Origin of the sequence: Pectinatus brassicae, assembly GCF_014201835.1 — a bacterium.
Classification (GTDB): domain Bacteria; phylum Bacillota; class Negativicutes; order Selenomonadales; family Selenomonadaceae; genus Pectinatus; species Pectinatus brassicae.
Map to the genome: position 1 here is coordinate 29,798 of NZ_JACHFH010000015.1, position 21,241 is coordinate 51,038.

20 protein-coding genes are annotated in these 21,241 nt (G+C 34.8%); 17 read left to right on the plus strand and 3 right to left on the minus strand.

The window, feature by feature from the left end; translation table 11 throughout:
* The first annotated feature begins 7 nt into the window (after nucleotides 1-7).
* The 8 genes from HNR32_RS06945 to HNR32_RS06980 all read left to right on the plus strand — a co-directional run bounded on the left by HNR32_RS06945 (nucleotide 8) and on the right by HNR32_RS06980 (nucleotide 5,151).
* Complete coding sequence (locus HNR32_RS06945; protein WP_183861068.1) at nucleotides 8-475, plus strand: PTS sugar transporter subunit IIA; 468 nt, start codon at nucleotides 8-10, stop codon at nucleotides 473-475.
* A 22-nt stretch (nucleotides 476-497) separates the two neighbouring features.
* A complete protein-coding gene (locus HNR32_RS06950) occupies nucleotides 498-1,367 on the plus strand; it encodes a ketose-bisphosphate aldolase (RefSeq protein ID WP_183861069.1) in 870 nt (289 codons plus the stop codon).
* A gap of 25 nt (nucleotides 1,368-1,392) precedes the next feature.
* Nucleotides 1,393-1,707: a PTS fructose transporter subunit IIB gene (locus HNR32_RS06955; protein ID WP_183861071.1), complete on the plus strand. Its 315-nt coding sequence runs from the start codon at nucleotides 1,393-1,395 to the stop codon at nucleotides 1,705-1,707.
* Between the two features lie 14 nt (nucleotides 1,708-1,721).
* Nucleotides 1,722-2,807, plus strand: a complete 1,086-nt coding sequence (locus tag HNR32_RS06960; RefSeq protein ID WP_183861073.1) for a PTS fructose transporter subunit IIC — start codon at nucleotides 1,722-1,724, stop codon at nucleotides 2,805-2,807.
* Nucleotides 2,808-2,823: 16 nt separating this feature from the next.
* Nucleotides 2,824-3,675 carry a class II fructose-bisphosphate aldolase gene (locus HNR32_RS06965; RefSeq protein ID WP_183861075.1) on the plus strand — a complete coding sequence of 284 codons (852 nt, stop codon included), beginning with the start codon at nucleotides 2,824-2,826 and terminating at the stop codon, nucleotides 3,673-3,675.
* A gap of 225 nt (nucleotides 3,676-3,900) precedes the next feature.
* The gene (locus tag HNR32_RS06970; protein ID WP_183861077.1) at nucleotides 3,901-4,179 is read left to right on the plus strand and encodes a hypothetical protein; all 279 of its coding nucleotides are present in this window, start codon (nucleotides 3,901-3,903) and stop codon (nucleotides 4,177-4,179) included.
* Nucleotides 4,180-4,782: a hypothetical protein gene (locus HNR32_RS06975; RefSeq protein WP_183861079.1), complete on the plus strand. Its 603-nt coding sequence runs from the start codon at nucleotides 4,180-4,182 to the stop codon at nucleotides 4,780-4,782. It abuts the gene before it with no gap.
* Between the two features lie 204 nt (nucleotides 4,783-4,986).
* Entirely contained in the window at nucleotides 4,987-5,151 is a 165-nt protein-coding gene (locus HNR32_RS06980; RefSeq protein ID WP_183861081.1) for a hypothetical protein, read from the plus strand.
* A 79-nt stretch (nucleotides 5,152-5,230) separates the two neighbouring features.
* Here the strand turns inward: HNR32_RS06980 and hbs are convergent, their stop codons facing one another.
* Entirely contained in the window at nucleotides 5,231-5,509 is a 279-nt protein-coding gene (hbs, locus tag HNR32_RS06985; RefSeq protein ID WP_183861083.1) for a non-specific DNA-binding protein Hbs, read from the minus strand.
* A gap of 217 nt (nucleotides 5,510-5,726) precedes the next feature.
* On the opposite strand from hbs, the gene HNR32_RS06990 reads away from it, so the two are divergent.
* The 5 genes from HNR32_RS06990 to HNR32_RS07010 all read left to right on the plus strand — a co-directional run bounded on the left by HNR32_RS06990 (nucleotide 5,727) and on the right by HNR32_RS07010 (nucleotide 11,387).
* Nucleotides 5,727-6,179, plus strand: a complete 453-nt coding sequence (locus HNR32_RS06990) for an Lrp/AsnC family transcriptional regulator (RefSeq protein WP_183861085.1) — start codon at nucleotides 5,727-5,729, stop codon at nucleotides 6,177-6,179.
* Between the two features lie 150 nt (nucleotides 6,180-6,329).
* Entirely contained in the window at nucleotides 6,330-7,700 is a 1,371-nt protein-coding gene (gene murD / locus HNR32_RS06995) for a UDP-N-acetylmuramoyl-L-alanine--D-glutamate ligase (protein ID WP_183861087.1), read from the plus strand.
* A 342-nt stretch (nucleotides 7,701-8,042) separates the two neighbouring features.
* Nucleotides 8,043-8,945: a DUF4392 domain-containing protein gene (locus HNR32_RS07000; RefSeq protein WP_183861089.1), complete on the plus strand. Its 903-nt coding sequence runs from the start codon at nucleotides 8,043-8,045 to the stop codon at nucleotides 8,943-8,945.
* A gap of 43 nt (nucleotides 8,946-8,988) precedes the next feature.
* Nucleotides 8,989-9,858 (plus strand): aminotransferase class IV, encoded by an 870-nt coding sequence (locus HNR32_RS07005; RefSeq protein ID WP_183861091.1) that lies wholly within the window; start codon nucleotides 8,989-8,991, stop codon nucleotides 9,856-9,858.
* A 734-nt stretch (nucleotides 9,859-10,592) separates the two neighbouring features.
* Nucleotides 10,593-11,387: a hypothetical protein gene (locus HNR32_RS07010; RefSeq protein ID WP_183861093.1), complete on the plus strand. Its 795-nt coding sequence runs from the start codon at nucleotides 10,593-10,595 to the stop codon at nucleotides 11,385-11,387.
* Between the two features lie 66 nt (nucleotides 11,388-11,453).
* Here HNR32_RS07010 and HNR32_RS07015 read toward each other — a convergent pair whose 3' ends face one another.
* Together HNR32_RS07015 and HNR32_RS07020 are read right to left on the minus strand one after the other, a co-directional pair.
* The gene (locus HNR32_RS07015; protein ID WP_183861095.1) at nucleotides 11,454-11,672 is read right to left on the minus strand and encodes a (2Fe-2S)-binding protein; all 219 of its coding nucleotides are present in this window, start codon (nucleotides 11,670-11,672) and stop codon (nucleotides 11,454-11,456) included.
* A gap of 49 nt (nucleotides 11,673-11,721) precedes the next feature.
* Entirely contained in the window at nucleotides 11,722-12,129 is a 408-nt protein-coding gene (locus HNR32_RS07020) for a LytTR family DNA-binding domain-containing protein (protein WP_183861096.1), read from the minus strand.
* A gap of 547 nt (nucleotides 12,130-12,676) precedes the next feature.
* Here HNR32_RS07020 and HNR32_RS07025 point away from each other — a divergent pair.
* From HNR32_RS07025 to HNR32_RS07040, 4 genes are read left to right on the plus strand one after another with little or no spacing between them, the layout of a single operon-like run.
* The gene (locus tag HNR32_RS07025) at nucleotides 12,677-13,381 is read left to right on the plus strand and encodes a 4'-phosphopantetheinyl transferase family protein (RefSeq protein ID WP_183861098.1); all 705 of its coding nucleotides are present in this window, start codon (nucleotides 12,677-12,679) and stop codon (nucleotides 13,379-13,381) included.
* The gene (locus tag HNR32_RS07030; protein ID WP_183861100.1) at nucleotides 13,344-13,532 is read left to right on the plus strand and encodes a hypothetical protein; all 189 of its coding nucleotides are present in this window, start codon (nucleotides 13,344-13,346) and stop codon (nucleotides 13,530-13,532) included. Before HNR32_RS07025 ends, HNR32_RS07030 begins: the two co-directional genes overlap by 38 nt.
* Entirely contained in the window at nucleotides 13,498-15,066 is a 1,569-nt protein-coding gene (locus HNR32_RS07035) for an MATE family efflux transporter (RefSeq protein ID WP_183861102.1), read from the plus strand. The genes HNR32_RS07030 and HNR32_RS07035 overlap by 35 nt, the downstream gene beginning before the upstream one ends.
* 38 nt (nucleotides 15,067-15,104) lie before the next feature.
* Nucleotides 15,105-21,185, plus strand: a complete 6,081-nt coding sequence (locus HNR32_RS07040; RefSeq protein ID WP_183861104.1) for a non-ribosomal peptide synthetase — start codon at nucleotides 15,105-15,107, stop codon at nucleotides 21,183-21,185.
* Nucleotides 21,186-21,241 lie beyond the last annotated feature (56 nt).

The following is a 21,241-nucleotide window of genomic DNA, read 5'->3' on the forward strand; positions in this document are numbered from 1 at the left end:
GGTTACTATGGAAATTAATAATGTCAGGGAAATAATAAATGAGCAGTTGATAAATTTAAATCTGAAAGCTTCTACCAAAAAAGAGGCTATCGAAGAACTTACAGCAGATCTTTATCGTGAAGGGAATGTTATCAATCCTAAAAAATTTATAGCAGATGTTTATTATCGGGAAGAAGAAGGTCAGACCGGCTTAGGAAATCATATCGCAATACCACACGGAAAATCCGATGCCGTGAAAATTACATCGATAGCCTTTGGACGCACAGTAAAAGATCTTAAATGGGAATCACCGGATGGCGAACCTGTACATGTAATAATTTTATTTGCTGTGCGCAATGTAGACAAAACGACAGTTCACTTAAAATTATTATCGCAGGTGGCCATGGCTTTGGCTGATGATGATACGCTAAACAGGCTGCTGGAAACAAATGATAAAACTGAAATCATACAACTGCTTTCGCAGGAAATGAAATAAATATAACAAAGGGGTTTTTATTATGTTAATAACGATGAAAGAAATGCTTAAAACAGCTCAGGAAAACAAATTTGCAGTACCAGCTTTCAATGCAGGAACAGGGCAGCTCTTGACGGCGATGATGGAAAGTGCCGAAGCAAAACAAGCACCAGTAATTATGGCTATTCATCCTGATGAATTAAAGTTTTTACGGGACAGTTTTATCAGCAGTGTTATTTATGAAGCCAATCATTCTAAAGTCCCTATGGTAATTCATTTAGATCATGGCGGTACATATGAACAGTGTATTCATGCTATTCAGCTTGGTTTTACGTCAGTAATGATTGATGGCTCACAGTTATCTTTTGAGGAAAATGTAGCTTTAACAAAGAAAGTAGTCGATGCTGCTCATCCGGTTGGTGTTTCGGTAGAAGGTGAACTGGGAACAATCGGACAAACAGGTGATTCTATCGAAGGTGGCACTACTGAAATAATATATACAAATCCTAGTGATGTAAAAGCATTTATTGAAAAGACTAATGTAGATTCATTGGCAATAGCTATAGGCACAGCACATGGAATTTATCCTAAAGGATTCGTACCAAAATTGAAACTTGATTTATTGTCTGAAATCAGAGAACTTGTTGATACACCTTTAGTATTGCACGGCGGTTCCAGTAATTCTGATGATGAAGTTGCCGAAGCAGTAAAAAGAGGTATCTGTAAAATAAATATCTCAAGTGATATTAAGTTCAGTTTTATGAAAGGTGTAGAAGGATACTTAAATGAGAACGGTTTTGAACGTGAACCCAATGTAATATACCCATCTTGTATACAAGAATGTAGAGAAACCATCGAAAATAAAATGAACTTATTTAATGATATTGATAAAGTTAAATGCTTTCAAAATTAATAGATGACTTTAGGAGGAACTTATTATGAATATTGTTGGTGTTGCGGCATGTACCTCAGGAATAGCTCATACGTATATTGCAAAGAAAAAATTGGTAACAACAGGCGAAGCATTAGGTCATAATATTCATATTGAAACACAAGGAACGATAGGCACTGAAGATAAATTGAGTAAAGAAGAAATTACAGCGGCGGATGTTGTCATCATAGCGGCGGATATAAAAATTAATGGCATGGAAAGATTTAAAGGAAAAAGAGTTGTTGAAGTACCTACTAGTATTGTAATTAAATCACCTAAGGGACTTATTACTAAAATTGCCACTGATCTTGGATTATCATGAAAGGAGACAAGAAAATGGTAGAACAGTTACGATTAAGTGAATTAAAACGTCATGCAATGACTGGGGTTTCCTATATGCTGCCACTGGTTGTAGCATCAGGCTTATTGATTGCTATTGGCAATATTTTAGGACACAATCCATCTTTAATATCAGACTATAAAAGTTCATATACTATATGGCAGGCATCGGTAACGCTTGGTGTTTATGGAATGCAGCTAATTCCGGCAATTATGTCGGCGGCAATATCCTATTCTATTGCTGACCGCCCAGGTATTGCGCCAGGTCTATTAATGGGGATGATTGCTAATGCTATTGATGCTGGATTTTTTGGTGGTATGCTGGGGGGCTATTTATCAGGCTGGTGCATTAATTTATTGAAAAAATATGTTAAAGTTCCTGTTTGGGCACAAGCGTTATTGCCAATGCTGATATTACCATTACTGGCTTCATTAATAGTAGGTTTTATCATGTTCTTTGTTATAGGAGGGCCTATTGCCGCAGCATCGTTTGCTTTGACAGCAATGCTGCAAAATATGCAGGGGGGATCAGCAGCACTGTTTGGGGCAATTATGGGAGCTATGGCAGCATTTGATTTTGGCGGCCCGGTAAATAAAGTTGCATCATTATTTGCTGATGGACTTTTATTGCAAGGTGTATATGGCCCGGAGGCAATAAAAATTTGCGCTTCAATGATTCCGCCATTTGCAGTTACACTTTCATGGCTTATACGTAAAAAAAGATACAGCAAGGGAGAAGCCGCCAATATAAAAGTGGCTTTTCCATTAGGAATATGCATGATTACTGAAGGCGTTATTCCTATTGCAGCTGTTGATCCAATACGAGTAATATTTTCTTGTTCAGTCGGAGCGGCAGTTGGTGGCGCATTGATAATGCTATTTGGGGTAGAATCACAGGTTCCTTCTGGTGGAATGTTTATAGTTCCGGCAATGAATAATCCTACTGGTTTTCTTATGGCACTTGCGGCGGGTACGATAACAGCAGCCGGACTACTTACATTATTAAAAAAAGATGCGGTAGAAGAACAAATCGTCGAAGAAGATGAAGAAGAAATCGATTTAAGCGGTATTCAAATTAAATAGCAGAAAGGATATAAATATGTATGTTTCGATGAAAAAAATGCTGGAAAAAGCAAATGAAAAAAACTATGCAGTTATGGCAATTAACTGCTTTAATCTAGAAACGGCACGAACGGTAATAACGGCTGCTGAAAAAGAGAATGCACCAATTATAATAAATATATTTCAAGATCATCTATTGGAACATTGTGATAGTGAATTAATAACACCAATAGTAAAGAGATTGGCATCCAGAACACCAATAAATGTTGCATTAAACTTTGATCATGGGCAGGAAGTTATTGACTTAAAAAAGGCAATTGACGATGGCTTTTCCTCGGTCATGGTAGATGCTTCACAACAGGGACTGGAAAATAATATAAAAACAACAAAAGAAATTGTTGAATATGCTCATCCCAAGGGAGTAAGCGTTGAAGGTGAAATAGGCTGCATGGGAGCAGTTGCTGACGATAATTACACTAGCAGTTCAATGTATACTGATCCTGTAGAAGCCGCCCAGTTTGCCAAACAGACGGGGATAGATGCTTTAGCTATATCTATTGGTTCATCACATGGAACATATCCTGATGGCATGATTCCTGATTTTGATTTTGCCAGATTGCAGAAAATAAAAAAATTAACACAAATGCCGTTGGTGCTGCATGGCGGCTCAGGCTCAGGTGAGAAAAATATACGAAATAGTGTTAAATATGGTATTAATAAAATCAACGTCGGCTGTGATTTTATGATGGCTAATACGCATATTGCTAATGGTATTTTAAATGACAATCCTGAGATTAATTTTTATGATTTGGTAACGGCAACAGAACGAGGCAGTATAAATATAATAAGAGATTATATTAAGTTATCTGGTTCGGCAAATAATAATTAAACTAAGGGTAAAATGACATGTTCTGTCGTTTTACCCTTAGTTTATGTATAGTAAAAAAGAATCTGTCATTGAAAAAATGATAAAATCTGAGTTTAGTATCGTAGAATTATGGAATAAATATAAAGCCGTATTGTGATATATTGTAAATGCTATTGTAAGTTTTGTACTAAATAGATATAATTAAAGGAATGTCTATAATTTAAACAAACAATTGGGAGGACAGAAATGTCAGAAAGATTAACTTTACAGGAAATACTTCGAGAAAATGGTGTCCCGGAAATCAAGCTCGATATTCATGCTACGCGGACAGAATGTTTAAAACTGCGTGAAAAATTAGTTGCAATTCGTGATGTAAGTCAGGGAAAAGAACAAGGCTATTTAGACATTAACTGCAAACTGTATATTGATGTGCATGACATCGACCGATACTTGTCAGGTGAATTAGATACTTTAAATGAAATATACGCGTTTTCTGAAGATATAAAAGCATACGAGGAGAAATAAATGAATTATAAAAAAATAATTATCCTTGCTGTTTTGGCAATATTTGCTATGTCATCGCTGACTTTTGCTGCGAGAGGCAGTGCCAGAATTTCATCATTTAGATCAGCACCTAGCTTTTCAAGTCATCAAAAAGCCCCGTCAATCTCTAAAACTAGAGAATATAAACCGTCACAGGATGCAAAGTCTATTAGTAAAAATGCACCGGAATCTACTAATATGGCAAGGTCTAATGCAAGTACTTCAACAGGTACTTCTCGTTGGGGGAATACACTGAGAAATATTGGCTTGTTTGGCGGGGGAATGTTTCTTGGCAGTATGCTTGGTCATATGTTTGGCATGGGAGGGACGGGTTTCTTTTCCAGCATGATGGGATTACTGTTTAATATAGTAATGATTTTTGCAGTTATTGCAATTGTTCGAATGATTTGGAGCAAGCTAAAGGGATCATCTAAGCAAAATACAAGTAATTATCAGCGTCAGTCACAATATTCTGATATGATGCAGTCAAGGCCGCAGGAAAAAATCGTTGATATAACTCCTAAGAGAGCTATGGGTAATGATTATGATAGTAAAACAACCGCAGACGAATACCGCAGACGATAATACAATATATTACTAACTGATACTATACGAAAACATTATAAATAAAAAAACTTACTTCCCATATACGCGGGAAGTAAGTTTTTTTATAAAATGATATCGATCAAAGATTTGAAAATAATTTATTGAATTACGTTAATAAATTATTTACTTTTGTTTAAAACAATGTTATACTTACATTGAAATAAAAACAAAGGAGAATAAAATATGTTATCTAAAAAACAAGGTTTTGAAAAATTGGTTAAGGTCACAATGAATAATGGTGCAGTAGCTGCGCATAATGAATGGCAAAACAGCTATAATTCAGGACTTGAAGTATGGCAAAATAAAATTAATGGGATTATGAAAGAGTATAATGTGGCAAAAAAATAATATAAGTAATAATGAAATCCCCCCTATGTATAATTATAATAATTAGACATAGGGGGGATTATGTATAAAATGCAATTTATTATTTGTTATTAACTAAATCTTTTAGAGTCTTACCAGCTCTAAAAACAGGAAGTTTTGATGCTTTAATTTTAATTTTTTTGCCTGTTTGTGGATTTCTTCCTTTGCGAGCTGCACGTTCTTTGACTTCGAAAGTGCCAAATCCGATAATTTGTAAAGCATTATTTTGGGATAAAGTCTGTTCAATAGTTGAAAAAAAAGCTGTTACAACTTTTTCAGCGTCTTTTTTAGTCCCACCTAATTTTTCAGCAACATTAGCAATCAATTCTGTTTTATTCAAAGAATCATCTCCTTTATTTTTTAGTATTATAGCACAAAAATTGACACTTGTAAGTAATATTTTCAAAAAATTAATTTTTATTGCAAAAATCTATAATCTTCTCCTTTTCCATTGTAGAACATAGCCTAAAATAGTATATGTTTTCATGATATTTGTGATATACTGTATCAAGTATAAAGTTATTTATTTACAAAATAAATTATTAAAGGGAATTTATATGAAAAAGAACCAACTCGACCATATTGATCGTAAAATATTGCAGATTCTCCAAAAAAATGCCCGTACCCCGATAAAAGAAATTGCTGAGGTAGTGTTTTTATCATCACCTGCTGTTTCAGCCCGTATAAAATATCTAGTCGATGCTAATTTTATCACAGGATTTTATACAGCTGTTAATGAAAAAGCATTTGATTATCATATTAAGGCATATATAAATGTGGATGTTGATTTGACAGATAAAAAAACTTTTTATCCATTTATTAGAAGTCAGGACTGTGTTATTGAATGTGATTGCGTTACAGGAGAATATTCAATGATGCTTAAAGTGATGTTTCCGAGTACTGATAAATTAGATAAATTTATTGATGAGCTGCAAAAATTTGGAAAAACGGAGACGATAATTGTGTTTTCCAATGTAGTTGAACATAGAGGAATTAAGATTTCGGACTAAACTATTTTAAAGAAGTTTTAACTGTATTTGCTTATTTTATAAATAACTCTTTTATTTTATTGAATACATCATTATAATGATATATAGTTTTTGTATGTTTATAATATATATTTATGCTATTGTCATTTTAAAATATTGGAGGCTATTAATATGGAGTTTTATTGTAAGAAAATGCTGGTTGTTGGTGCTGGTATTAGTGGGTTCGCTGCTGCAAAACTTGGTCGTCGTTTCGGCGCAGCTGTCACACTTTCTGATGTACAGCCCGAACAAGAATTAAAGTATGATTTTAAAGAGCTGCGTGATATAAAGGTTGAGCTTGTCTTTGGACCTCAGGAAAATAGCCTTCTTGATGGTGTTGACCTTGTAGTTGTTTCACCAGCTGTACCTATGCGTATTCCTCTTATTAAAGAAGCACTGCAGCGTAATATTAGTGTTATTAGTGAAGTGGATTTGGCACAAAAACTGGCTGCTTCGCCATTTTTTGCTGTTACTGGCACTAACGGCAAAACTACAACAGTTACACTTCTTGGGCAACTATTGGAAACTATCTATGGTAAAGAAAAAACAGGTGTTGGCGGGAATATAGGTGTCTCATTGTCTGAAGAAGCATTGCGAATTGGTGAAGGCGGTGGTATTGCTGCTGAAATTTCCAGTTATCAAATGGAAGCTACATCTGATTTTCATCCGCATGTGTCTGCGGTGCTCAATGTAACGCCAGATCATATTGTGCGTCATGGTTCAATGGAAGTTTATCAGCAAATGAAAGAACGTATTTTTCAAAATGAAACAGCTGATGATTTTCTTGTATTGAATTATGATGATGAGCATACCCGTTCTATGGCAGAACGCACTAAATCACAGGTTTGTTTCTTTAGTCGGAAAACAATTTTGGAAAAAGGTGTATATTTACAAAACGATATATTAGTCATCAATTGGGATGGTACTAAACATGAGCTTTGTAAAGTAAAAGAGTTAGGCATTAAGGGGAACCATAATGTAGAAAATGCGTTAGCCGCGAGTGCTGTTGCATTTTTGGCTGGTTGTAAGCCTGAACAAATAACTAAAGTGTTAAAACAATTTCCTGGTGTGGAACATCGTATAGAATACTTTGCTACAGTTAATAATGTACCATACTATAATGATTCTAAGGCAACGAATACTGATTCAGCCATTAAGGCTTTGGAAACTTTCCCAGACCATATCATATTGCTTGCTGGCGGCGATGATAAAATGACTGATTTGACAGATTTTATGAAATTAGCCAAGGAACGCGTAGATGAACTTATTTTGCTTGGCGATGCAGCAGAACGTTTTCATAAAGCTGCTGTCATGCAGGGAATATCAGAAGATCATATTCATGAAGCTGGTTATTCTATGGAAAAGGCAGTGGAAATTGCGCATGGTCTTGCTCATGAACCACAGGTTGTGCTTTTATCACCAGCTTGTGCAAGTTTTGATATGTATGATGGTATGGCACAGCGTGGACGTCATTTTAAAAAGTTAGTACAGTCAATTAAATAATAAGATATATATATACCATTAACCCAGATAATAAAAACAATTGTCTGGGTTAATGCTTTTTGTTATAATTATATATATGGAATTATTGTATTATTGTTAACTTGCTTGTTAATTAAATTAAGCTGAATCCAATTTTTACAGAGATAAAATAAATATTATGCAAAAAAAATTAAAGTTACAAAGAATGATATCAATAGTATTGCGTTATATTTTAGTTATGGTTATACTGGCACTATAACAGACAAGGGCGTCTGATATCTAATCCCCTTGTCTGTTTTTTTATTAAAGTAAAAATAGGCTTTGAATGGCTTTTTACAGAAAAGGCCAAAGATGAAAGCTTTTATGGATGATTTGTTAATTACGGGAAAGCAGGTGGATGTAATGGATCACATTGAAAATATTATTCTTCGTCATTCGAAAAGAGGTATGCAAAAACTTCGGCCGTATCTTGATTCACAATATTGCGGAATTGCCGCACAGGAAATTATGGCATGGAAACGGGGCATAGTATTCCTTACAACGGGTTTTTATGTTGCAGGATTCCCCGAAACCGATGGGCCGGCAGGAACTGTAGTAGTCGCTGAAGTATTAAGTAAGATGGGCTTTAAGCCGATAATAGTAACAGAATCTGCATATGCAAAATTATTCGAAATTCGTGGTTTTGAAGTAGTTCCCATAGAAGTTGGGGATGAAACAGCATATTGTCGGCAGTTAATTATGCGTTATCATCCAGTGGGGATGATTTCTATTGAACGATGTGGAATAAATAATAAAAATGATTATCAAAATATGCGAGGAATATCTATACGTGAGCATAATGCCCCAGCAGATATTTTATTTAGTATTGCTTCGGAATATTCAATAAAGACAGTTGCTGTTGGTGATGGCGGTAATGAAATTGGTATGGGGGTAGTGGCTGATATTATTGAGAAGGAATTAAGCTTAATTCCTTGTAAAGTTCCTGTAGATTTTTTGGTAATTGCCAGTGTATCTAATTGGGGGGCATATGGGATTGCCGCTTATTTATCGATAATGGCTGGACAATTATTAATGCCTGAATATTCATGGATTGCTTCTTATATCGAAGAAACTGTGGCAATTGGCAGTGTTGACGGCGTAACTCATGAACAGGTTCCACATGTGGATGGGTTCGATGAAAGTGTCGAACAAGAAATTGTAGAAGCACTTATTAATGAGGTGCAGTTAAATATTGCAGCAGGCACAAACAAGAAAGCTTCTGTTTAATAAGAATATATATTATACTGGATGAATAGAGAGGAAGTTTATTATGAAAAATCTTGGCTACTATAATGGAAAATTTGATGAATTAGATAAAATGATGATACCAATGAATGATCGTGTACATTGGTTTGGTGACGGTGTTTATGATGCGGGGCCTTGCCGCAATTATAACATCTTTGCTATTGATGAACATGTTGATAGATTTTTTAATAGTGCATCCTTATTAGATATTGTAATGCCAGTAACAAAACAGGAATTAAAAAATTTGTTAAACGAATTAGTTCAAAAGCTTGATACTGGTAATCAGTTTGTTTATTATCAGGTCACGAGAGGAACAGGCGTTCGAAATCATGCTTTTACACCTGGAGCAGGGAATTTATGGGTAACACTTGTTCCGGCAGAAGTTTCAGATGGAACAGAGCCGATTCAGGTTATAACAGAAGAAGATACACGTTTTCATCATTGTAATATCAAAACTTTAAATCTTATTCCATCAGTTATGGCAGCAGAACATGCTAAGCAAAAGGGATGTAAGGAGACAATTCTTTATCGTCCAGGTGGACGCGTTACAGAATGTGCACATAGTAACTGCCATATTATTAAGAATGGTAAACTTTTTACGGCGCCTACTGATGAACTTATTTTGCCAGGTATAGCTCGGGCACATCTGATTCGTAAATGCAAGGAATTAGGAATTGCGGTTAGCGAAACCCCTTATTATTTAAAAGACCTTATGGAAGCAGAAGAAATACTGGTTACAAGCTCTAGTAATTTTTGCCTGCGTGTAGATAAAGTTGATGGCATAAGTGTTGGCGGAAAACAGCCAGAATTGTTTGAAAAGATTAGAAAAGCTGTGGTTGATGAATTTATTACAGCAACTAATGTAGAAGCAGGAAAAATTAGAACTGCCAGTTAAAAAATAGTGAGATCATGTAGAGTGAATAGTTTTATAGAAATAAGTGGTCATTCGTTAAAATAGGGTGACTGCTTATTTTTGTTATAAAAAAAGTTATAAAAATTTTTAGAAAGTTCTTGCATTTATATTTTGAGTATGTTATACTTTATCCATAGTAGAAAATGCATTTGATGAATGCGTGCAGAATGAAGAAAGCACGAAATGAAAATCTTTATGATTTCATTATCTGGGGCGAACTGGCGTCCTTAAAGTAAAAAGTATATTATATAATATGTAGGTTATATAAATATAGTATTTACTAACTGTCTAAAAAACAGGCCTTAACTATAGAGATTATTCGTTATATAGCACCGTTTATAACGGTTAAAAGACTATGATGTTACTTGTAAAAAGAGTGATAAGTGGAATATTGTCGCCAGATAATCAAACTGCTAACAAATAAAATTTATGGTCTCCGTTTTGCATGCATCCATGAAATGCATTTAAATAAATAGAAGAGTTAGTTCATGAAAATGGGCTGACTCTTTTATTTATTTAATGAACTATATAAAATTATTAAAAATACAAATAATTTACTGATTTAACAATATATTATGAATAACATATTGTATAGACAAAGCAAAATATATATATTATAATAAAATAAGAATATATTATAAATTAATTGTTGCAGCATTGTATTTATTTTTTTGTCACAACATCCGCAGCACTATTTTTATAAGGATGTGGAGATTATGTTAAAAAAATTAGATGAAAAAATTTATCTAGCTGGTAAATACAATGGAATGGAAGCAATAGACGGTTGGTCATTACCTACTATTAGCAGAGGCGAAAAAGGTGAATATACTGATTCTACCGGCAAAGAATTATATGGGATATTTAAGCAAAACATTCGTGGCAAAAATACTAATTATTTTATTATCAATAAAGGAAATATAATATATGATTGTGAATTGCCAACTGATATTGATAACATTTCGATTGACTCGCCTTTAATAAGCTGGAAGAATTTATGCTATCATACACCAACTGTTTTGCCTGATAAAAACAATAATCCTCTAGGGGCTAATTATACGGCGTTACTGGCAATTATTGAAGAACGTAAACCGTGTTCTGTTTTTGTAGTAGATTCAGATATTCAATTAGCCAATTCTATAAATCTGATGAAAAAATTTGCTATAGAGTATAGAGTTCATAGAAATTATAAAGACATTACCAGCTATTATGTAAAAGCAGCACGAAAAGGTTTTATCCATGAATATGTCGATTTTAATAGGTATATTTCAATATTATATAAGTGTGCGGAATCAGCTGGTTTCAATCTTTTTGAAGAAATTGATATTACTTTGATTTATGTAATGCTAGATAAAGAGATAATAGAAATTATGGAACTGTTTGAACTTATGAATGAATCATATCCGGAATTAGTAGTGGTAACAGGACTTTGTTTAGGATTTCCACCACAAGCTGTACTTGGCTATTTAACAAAGGGATCTACAAGAGTTCGGTTTAAAAATAAATGTAAATAAAAAATAAGCGTATCTGCGATATTAAATAGCAGATATGCTTATTTTTTATTTACATTTAATATATATTTATTTTTGCTGGGACTGTTTTAATAGTTCTTCGATTTTTGGTGTACAGCGCCGCCCATGACAAGGTCCAGAGCCTGCACCAGTTGCTTTTTTTACTTTCTCTACAGTATCGGCACCATTTGCTATCGCCTTTTTCATGGTTGCACGATTTATTACTTTGCATAGACAAACGCGAGTCATTTTGTCCAGCACTTTTTGTCGCAATGCTTCGTCTTCCATTTTTAAGTTCTCCTTTGTTTTGTATAGTATGAAATAATTTTATATTTTATTATTGGAAATTGTGATGCTTAATAAATGCCGTTTGAACTTCTTTGGCAACACTTCGAGCTAGCGGGATACGAACAGTGGTTAATAAACGAAGTTCATTATTTAAGCAGTCACGAATATAATTTAAATTAACCACATAGGAGCGATGTGGTTTTATGAAATCTGGACAGTGAAGCAATTTTCTTGCAGCTATGGTAAAACCGTCCAGTCCTTCTAATGTCGTATTATCGATAAGATGACATTGATATTTTTTTTGCATAGCTTCAATATAAATAATATCAGATAATGGCAAACGATGGAAGCCATTTATACTGCGTAGTAATAGTGAATGATTATTATTTAAGCGCGATTGTGCTGTAAGGCGGTTAAGTAAATGAAAAATTTTGCGTGACTGCAATGGCTTTAGCATATAATAATATGCTCCTAAATCATAACTTTTTTCCACAAAATTAGTCAAGGCACTAAGAAAAATGATTTTAGCGCTGGGATTGTTTTGCTTTAAATGATTAATTAAAATAATTTCTTTTTTTTCAGTAGACAGTATATCTAAAATAAATACATTATAATAACGTTTTTTTGCCGTACTGAATAATTTAGAGCTTCAGTATCAGAAAAAAATTCATAATATATAGTAAGATGTTTCTTTTTTTTATATTCTTCGAATAGCATAGTAAGATATTTTTGATCATTTGAATTGTTTTGCCAAATTGCAATACGTAGCATAAAATCAGTCCTTTTCAGATTATTTTGCTGCTATATAGTGCGATACTATCTATAAGTATATCATAACGTATAAAAAAATCCTAAATATCTGACATAAAACATTAAGAATAAAGGGGAAAACATTTCATTCGCGAGAAAATACTTTTCGTTCCACTAACGAGTAGCTACTAAAATAATTTAGTTATAATTAAAATAGCAATATTTTCATAATATAAAAGAGGGGAGAAAGGGCTGTGGCAGAAAAAGTAGAAGTTTATATTATGTCAATCAAATCAGTTGTCAATAAGGTATTAGATGATTTGTTGCCGCTTTTTTCTATAGCACGACAAAAGAGGATTAAACAATATTATTTTTGTGCTGAACGTAATAGGACGATGCTGGCAGAACTTTTAGTACGTTATTTATTAGCTAAAAAAACTGGGAGTTCGGCAACTGATATTATTTTTGAATATAATTGTTATGGCAAGCCTTATTGGCCGGAAGCAAATTATTCTTTTAATTTATCCCATAGTGGAAATTGGATAGCATGCAGTATTGGGCAAGAAGAAAATGGTGTTGATATAGAAAGCTTGGAGGAAATAAGCATGCAAATAGTTAAAATGCATTTTTCTTCAACAGAATATGAATGGATTATTGCGCAACCAGAAATAAGCCGATCTTTAGAAATATTAAAATTATGGACGATAAAAGAAAGTTATTTAAAATACCAGGGGGTGGGTATAAATCAAAGTCTTGATTTAGTTGATGCACTGGCGCTTAGTGCTTGTAAAGAAAATATTGGTGTTAAAAACTTTATATTAAAGGATAAAACGATTTTGGCTGTGTGCACAAAGAATCAGTTGATACCGACGAAGATAAATGAAATTGCTTTAGAACAAATAGTATCAGGAGGTGAATTTAATGAAATATTCTTCACTGACTCAGCAGATATATACTAAAATATTTATAACTACCTTTGTTGTACAGATTGTAACAACAGCTTCGTTTTTTCTTGATTTCATTATTCCAGGAAGCTTTTTAGGTGAGGAGGGCATTATCAGCGATAACGCTTACAATGCCATTAGTGCTTTTGATGCAGGCATTTGCTGATATGATGTCTCTGGGGGGCAGTAATGCATTTAGTATGGAAATCGGTTCAGGCAATAAGGAAAAGGCACATTGTTATTTTACGGCTACATTGGCAGCATCATTTGTTATTGGTCTTGTAATAATGATTATAGGCTTGGTATTTATTGATCCGTTGGTTAAAATACTCGGTGCTAGTGGTGATTTATTCAATATGACCAGGCAGGTTACCATGGTTAGTCTGGGGTTTTTCCCCATAATGCCCTTATATATATCACTGGATTTTTTTGTGCGAAATGATGGAAGTGTTACACTGGCCATGATATCTAATGTTGTTTTTATTGTATGTAATGTTATTTTGGACATTTATTTTGTAGGTTATACAACAATGGGAATAGTTGGTGCGCCGTTAGCATCGATAACAAGTGCTATTATTGGCATGATTATTTTGTCAATTGCCTTTTTTCATAAAAATACGATATTATTATTTACTAGAAAAATGGGAGTAGAAGATATTATATATATAATGAAAACAGGTAGTGGACTTACGTTTCGTCAAATATATCAAGGTGTGACAACCATGATTTTCAATAATCTCATAATGCGTTTTTATGGTGGCGATGGTGTAGTAGTATATACTGTAATTGTGAATGTAATGGCCCTGGCTACAGGATTTTTTGCCAGTATTCGGGAAACGATACAGCCGATTATTGGTACGTATATGGGGGAAAACCATGTTAATGGCATTAGAGCGACCATGAAAATTGCCAGAGATACAGGTGTCTTTTTCTGTATTCTATTATGGTTGTTTTTAGAATTTATGCCTACATATTTTTTGCATATTTTTGGTATCTATGATGAGGCATTGCTGCTTCAGATACAACAAGGAATTCATATTTATGCCTATGTTTTCCCCTTCTTATGTTTTACAGAAATCATGAGCAGTTATTATCAGTTTATTGGTTATCCTCGGCTGACTTTTATGATTTTAACAATGAAAGGATTATTGCTAATGTTACCTGTTAGTGCGTTGGGATTATGGTTGGGTGGTCTCAATGGATTATGGCTGGGCTTTATTGTCACAGAGATTTTGGCGGTAATATATTTAATCTTGGCTACAGCAAAAAAAGCAAGACAGTTTAGCCCACCAGTATCTAGTCTGATGTTATTAGATAAAAGTAAACAACGACGTTTGACGTTGGAAATAGAGCTTGATATAGATTCACTTATGGATGCAGTATATTCTGTGCATGATTTTTTGCAGCAGGAAAATATAGAAGAAAAATACTGTAATCCTGTATGTTTAGCATTGGAAGAACTTGGCGGAAATATGATACAGCATAATCCTGACCAAAATAATAGACGATTAGAGATTCAATTGATTATTCATGAGGAGCTTACACTTATACTGCGGGATAATTGTCGTAGCTTTAATACAGAAGAAAAGCGGGAAGCAGCAGGACAATTAGGCTTGCGTCTAGTTCGGGGTGTAAGTAACAATGTCAGCTATTTGCCGACAATAGGTTATAATCGTAAAATATTAAGTTTTGAAGCTTAATATTTTTATAAAAAGATAATTAAGAGGGGAGCTTTAGCATGGAAGAAAAAAAGTACGGTAAATTAAAAGAAATTATATCAAATGAGGATATGAAATTTTATGCAGATTGCAATACAAATAAATATACTTGTGATCCCAATCAGACAATTGTATCTTTATTTAGGACACAAGCAGCAAAATATCCGCAAAATATTGCTGTTGTTTTTAAAAATAAGCAGCTTACATATAAGCAGCTAGATGATATCACTGATAAATTAGCGTCATATATTTTCAGTTTAGGTTTAGGCAAGGAAGATGTTGTTTCAATATTGATAAATCGTTCTGAGTATATGCCTGTTACAGGATTGGGCACAGCCAAGGCTGGTGCGGCTTACCAGCCTCTTGATCCATCATATCCGGCTGAAAGGCTTAATTTTATGATGCAGGACGCCAAGGCAAAATTGTTGATTGCTGATGAAAATTTGTTGCCAATTATTAAAGATTATAATGGGCCAGTATTACTAACGAAGAATATTGGAAATTTGCCCAATTCTAAAGTGCCGGTTATTCCCCAAATACATGATTTGTTTATTTTATTATATACATCAGGTTCTACAGGTATTCCCAAAGGATGTATGATTGAACATGGCAATTTATTGGCATTTTGCCAAGACCACATGAAAAGATTTAATTTGGCTGAGAATTGTGCTGTAGCAGCCTATGCCAGTTTTGGGTTTGATGCTAATATGCTGGATATGTATCCAACATTATTGGCCGGTGCAGTACTCCATATTATTCCAGAAGATATGCGATTGGAGCTAGAAAAACTTAATAGCTATTTCAATGATAATCATATTACGCATTCATTTATGACTACACAGGTAGGCCGTCAATTTGCTGTGGATATAAAAGATAATCATTCATTACGCTATTTAATGGTAGGTGGTGAGACGTTGGTACCTTTAAAGCCGCCCGCTAATTATCGTTTTTTTAATATGTATGGGCCAACAGAATGCACCATCATCAGTACAGTATTTGAAGTAGATAAATTTTATGATAATGTTCCTATTGGCAAACCTTTAGCTAATATGAATTTTTATATTTTAGATAAACGTGGGGAAAGGGTTCCTGTTGGTGAAGAAGGGGAACTTTATCTAGCCGGTCCCCAAGTGTCGCGCGGTTATTTGAATCGTCCAGATAAAAATGAGCAGGCCTATAAAAAAAATCCGTTCAGCAACGAGCCGGAATATGCCAGAATGTATTATACGGGAGATGTTGTGCGGTTACTTGCTGATGGCAATATCGAGTTTATCGGGCGGCAGGATTCACAAGTAAAGGTACGCGGTTTTCGTATAGAGCTTTCTGAAATAGAACAGGTTATTCGTGAATTTCCTGATATTAGTGATGCTACTGTTATTGCTAAGCAAGCACCAGCTGGAGGGCAGATGGTACTTGCCTATATAGTAGCTGGAAAAAAAATATCGATTGATGACCTGCATGCCTTTATTGCTGAGCAAAAACCGCCCTACATGGTGCCAGCAGCAACAATGCAAATTGATAAAATTCCGCTTAATCCTAATATGAAGGTAGATAAACGTAAATTACCGGAAATGAGTTTTACCACACAGGATAATAATAGACCATGTACGCAGCTGGAAAATGATTTGATGAAAATTATTGCTGATATTATAGGCGTTCCACAAATACCTATAGATATGCCGATTATCAATGCCGGACTTACATCTCTATCGGCAATTAAATTAGCTGGACAAATATTAAAAAATTACAATTGCAGTATTGATGTCAAAGCATTATTACAAGGTGCCAGTCTTATCAGTATAGAAAATATTATTGTTAACGAACTCTTGCAGAAAAAAACAGTTACTGACAAAATTAAACCTCAGCAAAAATATTGTCCGCTGACTCAAACACAGCTTGGCATATATTTAGAATGTATGAAAGAAAATGGCTCAGATGCATATAATATCCCATTATTGATTCGTTTACCGCAAATGATTGATATTTTACGTTTAAAAACAGCGATACGGCAAGCCATTGATTGTCATCCTATTTTTTATTCAATAATAACTACTGATGCTGTTGGTGATGTTTATATGAAAGCTCAGAAAGATTTTACATGGGCTATTGAAGATGTTGAGATATCTGAGGCAGTAATGCCGCCAAAACTTACAGCATTTTCCTTAAAAGAAAAGGCGTTATTTCGCGTACGTATTCTACAAACGGAGAAAGCATTATATTTAATGCTGGAAGTTCATCATATTATAGCTGATGGAGAGTCGGTAATGCGTCTGTTAGATGAAATAAATCGAGCTTATGATGGATATGTGCTAGAAGCAGAAACGTACACTGCCTTTGATTTAGCCATTGATGAGGCTGCTGCCAGAAATAGTGATGAACTTGTAGTGGCAAAGGCTTATTATGATTCAGTATTTAAAGGTGTAGCTGTTGATTCATTGCCTGCTGCTGATATCTGGGGAAAAGAATCCTTTTTATGCCGGAGCCGTCATGCTGTTATGATACAGCCAGACAAGATAAAAATGCTTTGCAATGATTATAATGTTACGCCGAATGTGTTGTTTACAGGAATATTTGGTATAATACTGGCAAGATTTATGGGAACGGATGAAGCCTTATTTACAACTATTTATAATGGACGAACTGATCCGCGTACTTTTAACATGGTGGGAATGCTGGTTAAGACATTACCCGTATATGCGGCAATGTCCTTGGCAACATCGGTAAAAGAATATATGCAGCTACTGCGTGGACAACTGGATGACTCTAAAAGCAATGATATTTACTCATTTGCAGAGATAAGCAGAAACTATAATATTTCCAGTGATATTTTATTTGCCTATCAGGGAGAAATGCTCACAGGAATTAAGTTGGGAGGAGCGTCGGTAGTTCCTGAGCAGCTCGATTTAACTAAAGCAATGGCAGCTATAAGTGTAGAAGTATTTCAGCGCGAAGATGATTTTGAAATTTTAGTGGAATATGATGGTGCAAAATATTCGGCAGGATTTATGGAAAGCTTTGCTGATGCCTATCGTATGGGGATTATGAGCATCTTTAATGCACAAATAATTTCTGATATAAAACTATTGTCGCCTGAGGGATTAAAAAAATTGCAGGAAATGCATAATACGTATTGGCCAGTAGAAGAACGACCAGCATATCGATTACTGCAAGATAGTGCTGCTAAATATCCGGAACGAATAGCCGCTATTGCAGCGGGAGAAGTGATGACCTATGATGAATTGAATCGGGCGGCTAATCGTTTAGGCAGAAGCTTGCGGCAAACTGGCTTGGGGACGGAGAAAATTGCTGGGGTAATGCTTGAACGCAGTTCATTGGTTTATATTGCTCGTCAGGGGGTACTTAAGGCTGGCGGGGCATTTTTACCGATAGATCCGCAATATCCTGATGAACGCATTTCTTTTATATTGCAGGACTCTCAGGCTGGTCATTTGATTGTCAGCCGCGCAGTATATGATAATCGCAAAGAGTTTTTAAACGAACTTAATATTAATATACATTTTGTTGATGAACCTGATAGATCAATATCAGATGAAAATCTGGATATTGATGTTTTACCGCAGGCATTGGCTTATTGTATTTATACATCAGGCTCTACTGGTAAACCAAAAGGCGTAATGCTGACTCAGCAAAATTTAGTTAATTTCGTTGATAATAATCCTAAAAACCATGAAATAGTGGGCTATACCAAATATGGAAAAGTATCATTAGCTTTAGCAGCTATCACTTTTGATGTATCTATTATGGAAGAATTTATTCCGCTGGCTAACGGGCTTACCATATGCATGGCAACAGAGGAGGAGATTCATAATCCGTTAGCGCTGGAAAAACTCTGCCGTGATAATAATGTTGACATAATGACCTGCACACCATCATTTCTGCTTAATATTATTGATATACCGGCCATGCTACCAATTATTAAACAGATAAAGTCGATTGATTTGGGCGCTGAGTCATTTCCAGCAGCACTCTATGAAAAGTTGCGGATGATAAATTCCACTGTTTATATTATGAATGGGTATGGACCAACTGAAACAACGATAAGCTGTACGATGGCAGTCATAAATAGTGCTGAGCATATAACAATCGGTATTCCTAATACTAATGTAAAAGTAGTAATGGTTGATGAAAATAATGAGCCACTGCCAATAGGGGCACTCGGAGAAATGGTTATTTTGGGGGCAGGTGTCGGACGAGGCTATATTAATCGTGAGGAGCAAACTAAAAAAAGCTTTATTAGACTATGGGAAATGCCAGCATATAAAAGCGGCGATTTAGCCCGTATTTTAGTTAATGGTGAAATAGAATTCCATGGTCGTACGGATAATCAGGTCAAATTACGGGGACTGCGTGTGGAATTAGGCGAAATAGAAGCAGTATTAAATACTTTTCCCCAAATAAAAAGCAGCATCGTTGTAATGAAAAATAATGATGGTGAAGATTTTTTGGCTGCTTATTTTACAGCCGCAGAGACGATTGATAAAAAGGATTTGACTGCCCATTTAGCAGCTGCATTAACGCATTATATGGTTCCCGGAGTATTAGTGCAGTTAGAGGAATTTCCCTTAACGGCTAATGGGAAAATTGATAAGAAGCAGCTGCCGGATGTTGAATGCAATATTGTTAAACGAAGTTATGAGGCACCGCAAAACTCAGTGGAAGCAAAATTTTGCGATATTTTTGCAGAGGTATTAAAGCAGGATAAAATAGGCATAAATGATGATTTTTTTGCATTAGGAGGAACATCCCTTAGTGCATCAAAGGTTGCAATGGCGGCAATGAACGAAGGTTATCCAATTGTTTATAGTGATATTTTTCAATATACCACGCCACGCCGATTAGCTATGCGTAGTTTAGCAAATAATAATGAAACAACAGCAGCTGTAATAGATAAAGAAATTGTAGATTATGATTATAATTTATTGCAAAGTATTTTAAACTATAATAGTTTGGAGTATGTAAATGAGATAAAAGCGCAATCGCTGGGAAATCTTGTACTGATTGGAGCAACAGGCTTTTTGGGGATACATGTGTTAAAACAGTATTTGCAACAAGAAAATGGCATTGTTTATTGCTTAATACGTAAAGGAAAACGTGCTTCAGTAGAAAAACGGTTAGCAACAATGCTTATGTATTATTTTGATGATACCTATGAGCAAATGATGGGAAATCGTATTAAGTGCGTCGATGGAGATTTAACGGATGAAAATTCATTACAGCAATTAGCAGACCTGCCATTTACTACAATGATTAACTGTGCTGCCAGTGTTAAACATTTCAGCCATGATGATTCCTTGGAGCGCATTAATGTGCAGGGAGTGAGAAACCTGATTGCATTGTGTCAACAGCTTAATAAACGTTTGATACAAATTTCAACTGTCAGCGTTGCGGGCGAAGGGAAAAACGAATTACCGCCCTCAAATAAGCGTATTGCTGAGAATGAGCTTTATTTCGGGCAATTGCTGGATAATGCTTATGTTCATACCAAATTTATGGCGGAAAGGTATATGCTTGAGGCAATTAAAAATGGTTTGGATGGTAAAATTATGCGGGTCGGTAATCTAATGAGCCGTAATAGTGATGGTGAATTTCAAATCAATTTTCATACCAATGCATTTATGCGGCGATTGCAAGGGTACAGGGCCTTAGGAAAATTTCCGCTGGGCCTCATGGATGCGCCGGCAGAGTTTTCTCCAATTGATTCTACTGCTGGCGCGATCTTGCAGTTGTCAGCTGTTAAAAGTGAGTTTACAGTATTTCATCCTTATAATAATCATCAGATTTTTATGTCTGATGTTATTGCATCAATGAATCGTCATGGTTTTGTTATTGAGATAGTGGATGATGAAAAATTTAATGAGTGTCTTCATATAGCGATGCAGGATGTAAAATTGTCGAAAGCTGCCGCCGGTCTTATTGCCTATATGGAACATGATGGTGATACTCGTTATGAAATCGAAGCAGTAAATAAATTTACCATTGAAGCCTTATATCGTTTGAATTATTTGTGGCCAATAACAAGTTTGGGCTATCTTGATAAAAGTATTTCTATGCTGGAACAATTAGGTTTTTTTGATAATTAAATAATAAAAACTGTCGCACCCTTTTATTGATGTGCGACAGTTTTTAAAAATAGTAT

Excerpts from the sequence above, each read along its gene's own strand:
- HNR32_RS06945 (WP_183861068.1), top strand. The coding sequence starts at position 8 with ATGGAAATTAATAATGTCAGGGAAATAATAAATGAGCAGTTGATAAAT.
- HNR32_RS06950 (WP_183861069.1), top strand. The coding sequence starts at position 498 with ATGTTAATAACGATGAAAGAAATGCTTAAAACAGCTCAGGAAAACAAA.
- HNR32_RS06955 (WP_183861071.1), top strand. The coding sequence starts at position 1,393 with ATGAATATTGTTGGTGTTGCGGCATGTACCTCAGGAATAGCTCATACG.
- HNR32_RS06960 (WP_183861073.1), top strand. The coding sequence starts at position 1,722 with ATGGTAGAACAGTTACGATTAAGTGAATTAAAACGTCATGCAATGACT.
- HNR32_RS06965 (WP_183861075.1), top strand. The coding sequence starts at position 2,824 with ATGTATGTTTCGATGAAAAAAATGCTGGAAAAAGCAAATGAAAAAAAC.
- HNR32_RS06970 (WP_183861077.1), top strand. The coding sequence starts at position 3,901 with ATGTCAGAAAGATTAACTTTACAGGAAATACTTCGAGAAAATGGTGTC.
- HNR32_RS06975 (WP_183861079.1), top strand. The coding sequence starts at position 4,180 with ATGAATTATAAAAAAATAATTATCCTTGCTGTTTTGGCAATATTTGCT.
- HNR32_RS06980 (WP_183861081.1), top strand. The coding sequence starts at position 4,987 with ATGTTATCTAAAAAACAAGGTTTTGAAAAATTGGTTAAGGTCACAATG.
- HNR32_RS06990 (WP_183861085.1), top strand. The coding sequence starts at position 5,727 with ATGAAAAAGAACCAACTCGACCATATTGATCGTAAAATATTGCAGATT.
- murD (WP_183861087.1), top strand. The coding sequence starts at position 6,330 with ATGGAGTTTTATTGTAAGAAAATGCTGGTTGTTGGTGCTGGTATTAGT.
- HNR32_RS07000 (WP_183861089.1), top strand. The coding sequence starts at position 8,043 with ATGGATGATTTGTTAATTACGGGAAAGCAGGTGGATGTAATGGATCAC.
- HNR32_RS07005 (WP_183861091.1), top strand. The coding sequence starts at position 8,989 with ATGAAAAATCTTGGCTACTATAATGGAAAATTTGATGAATTAGATAAA.
- HNR32_RS07010 (WP_183861093.1), top strand. The coding sequence starts at position 10,593 with ATGTTAAAAAAATTAGATGAAAAAATTTATCTAGCTGGTAAATACAAT.
- HNR32_RS07015 (WP_183861095.1), bottom strand. The coding sequence starts at position 11,672 with ATGGAAGACGAAGCATTGCGACAAAAAGTGCTGGACAAAATGACTCGC.
- HNR32_RS07020 (WP_183861096.1), bottom strand. The coding sequence starts at position 12,129 with ATGCTAAAGCCATTGCAGTCACGCAAAATTTTTCATTTACTTAACCGC.
- HNR32_RS07030 (WP_183861100.1), top strand. The coding sequence starts at position 13,344 with ATGAAATATTCTTCACTGACTCAGCAGATATATACTAAAATATTTATA.
- HNR32_RS07035 (WP_183861102.1), top strand. The coding sequence starts at position 13,498 with ATGCCATTAGTGCTTTTGATGCAGGCATTTGCTGATATGATGTCTCTG.
- HNR32_RS07040 (WP_183861104.1), top strand. The coding sequence starts at position 15,105 with ATGGAAGAAAAAAAGTACGGTAAATTAAAAGAAATTATATCAAATGAG.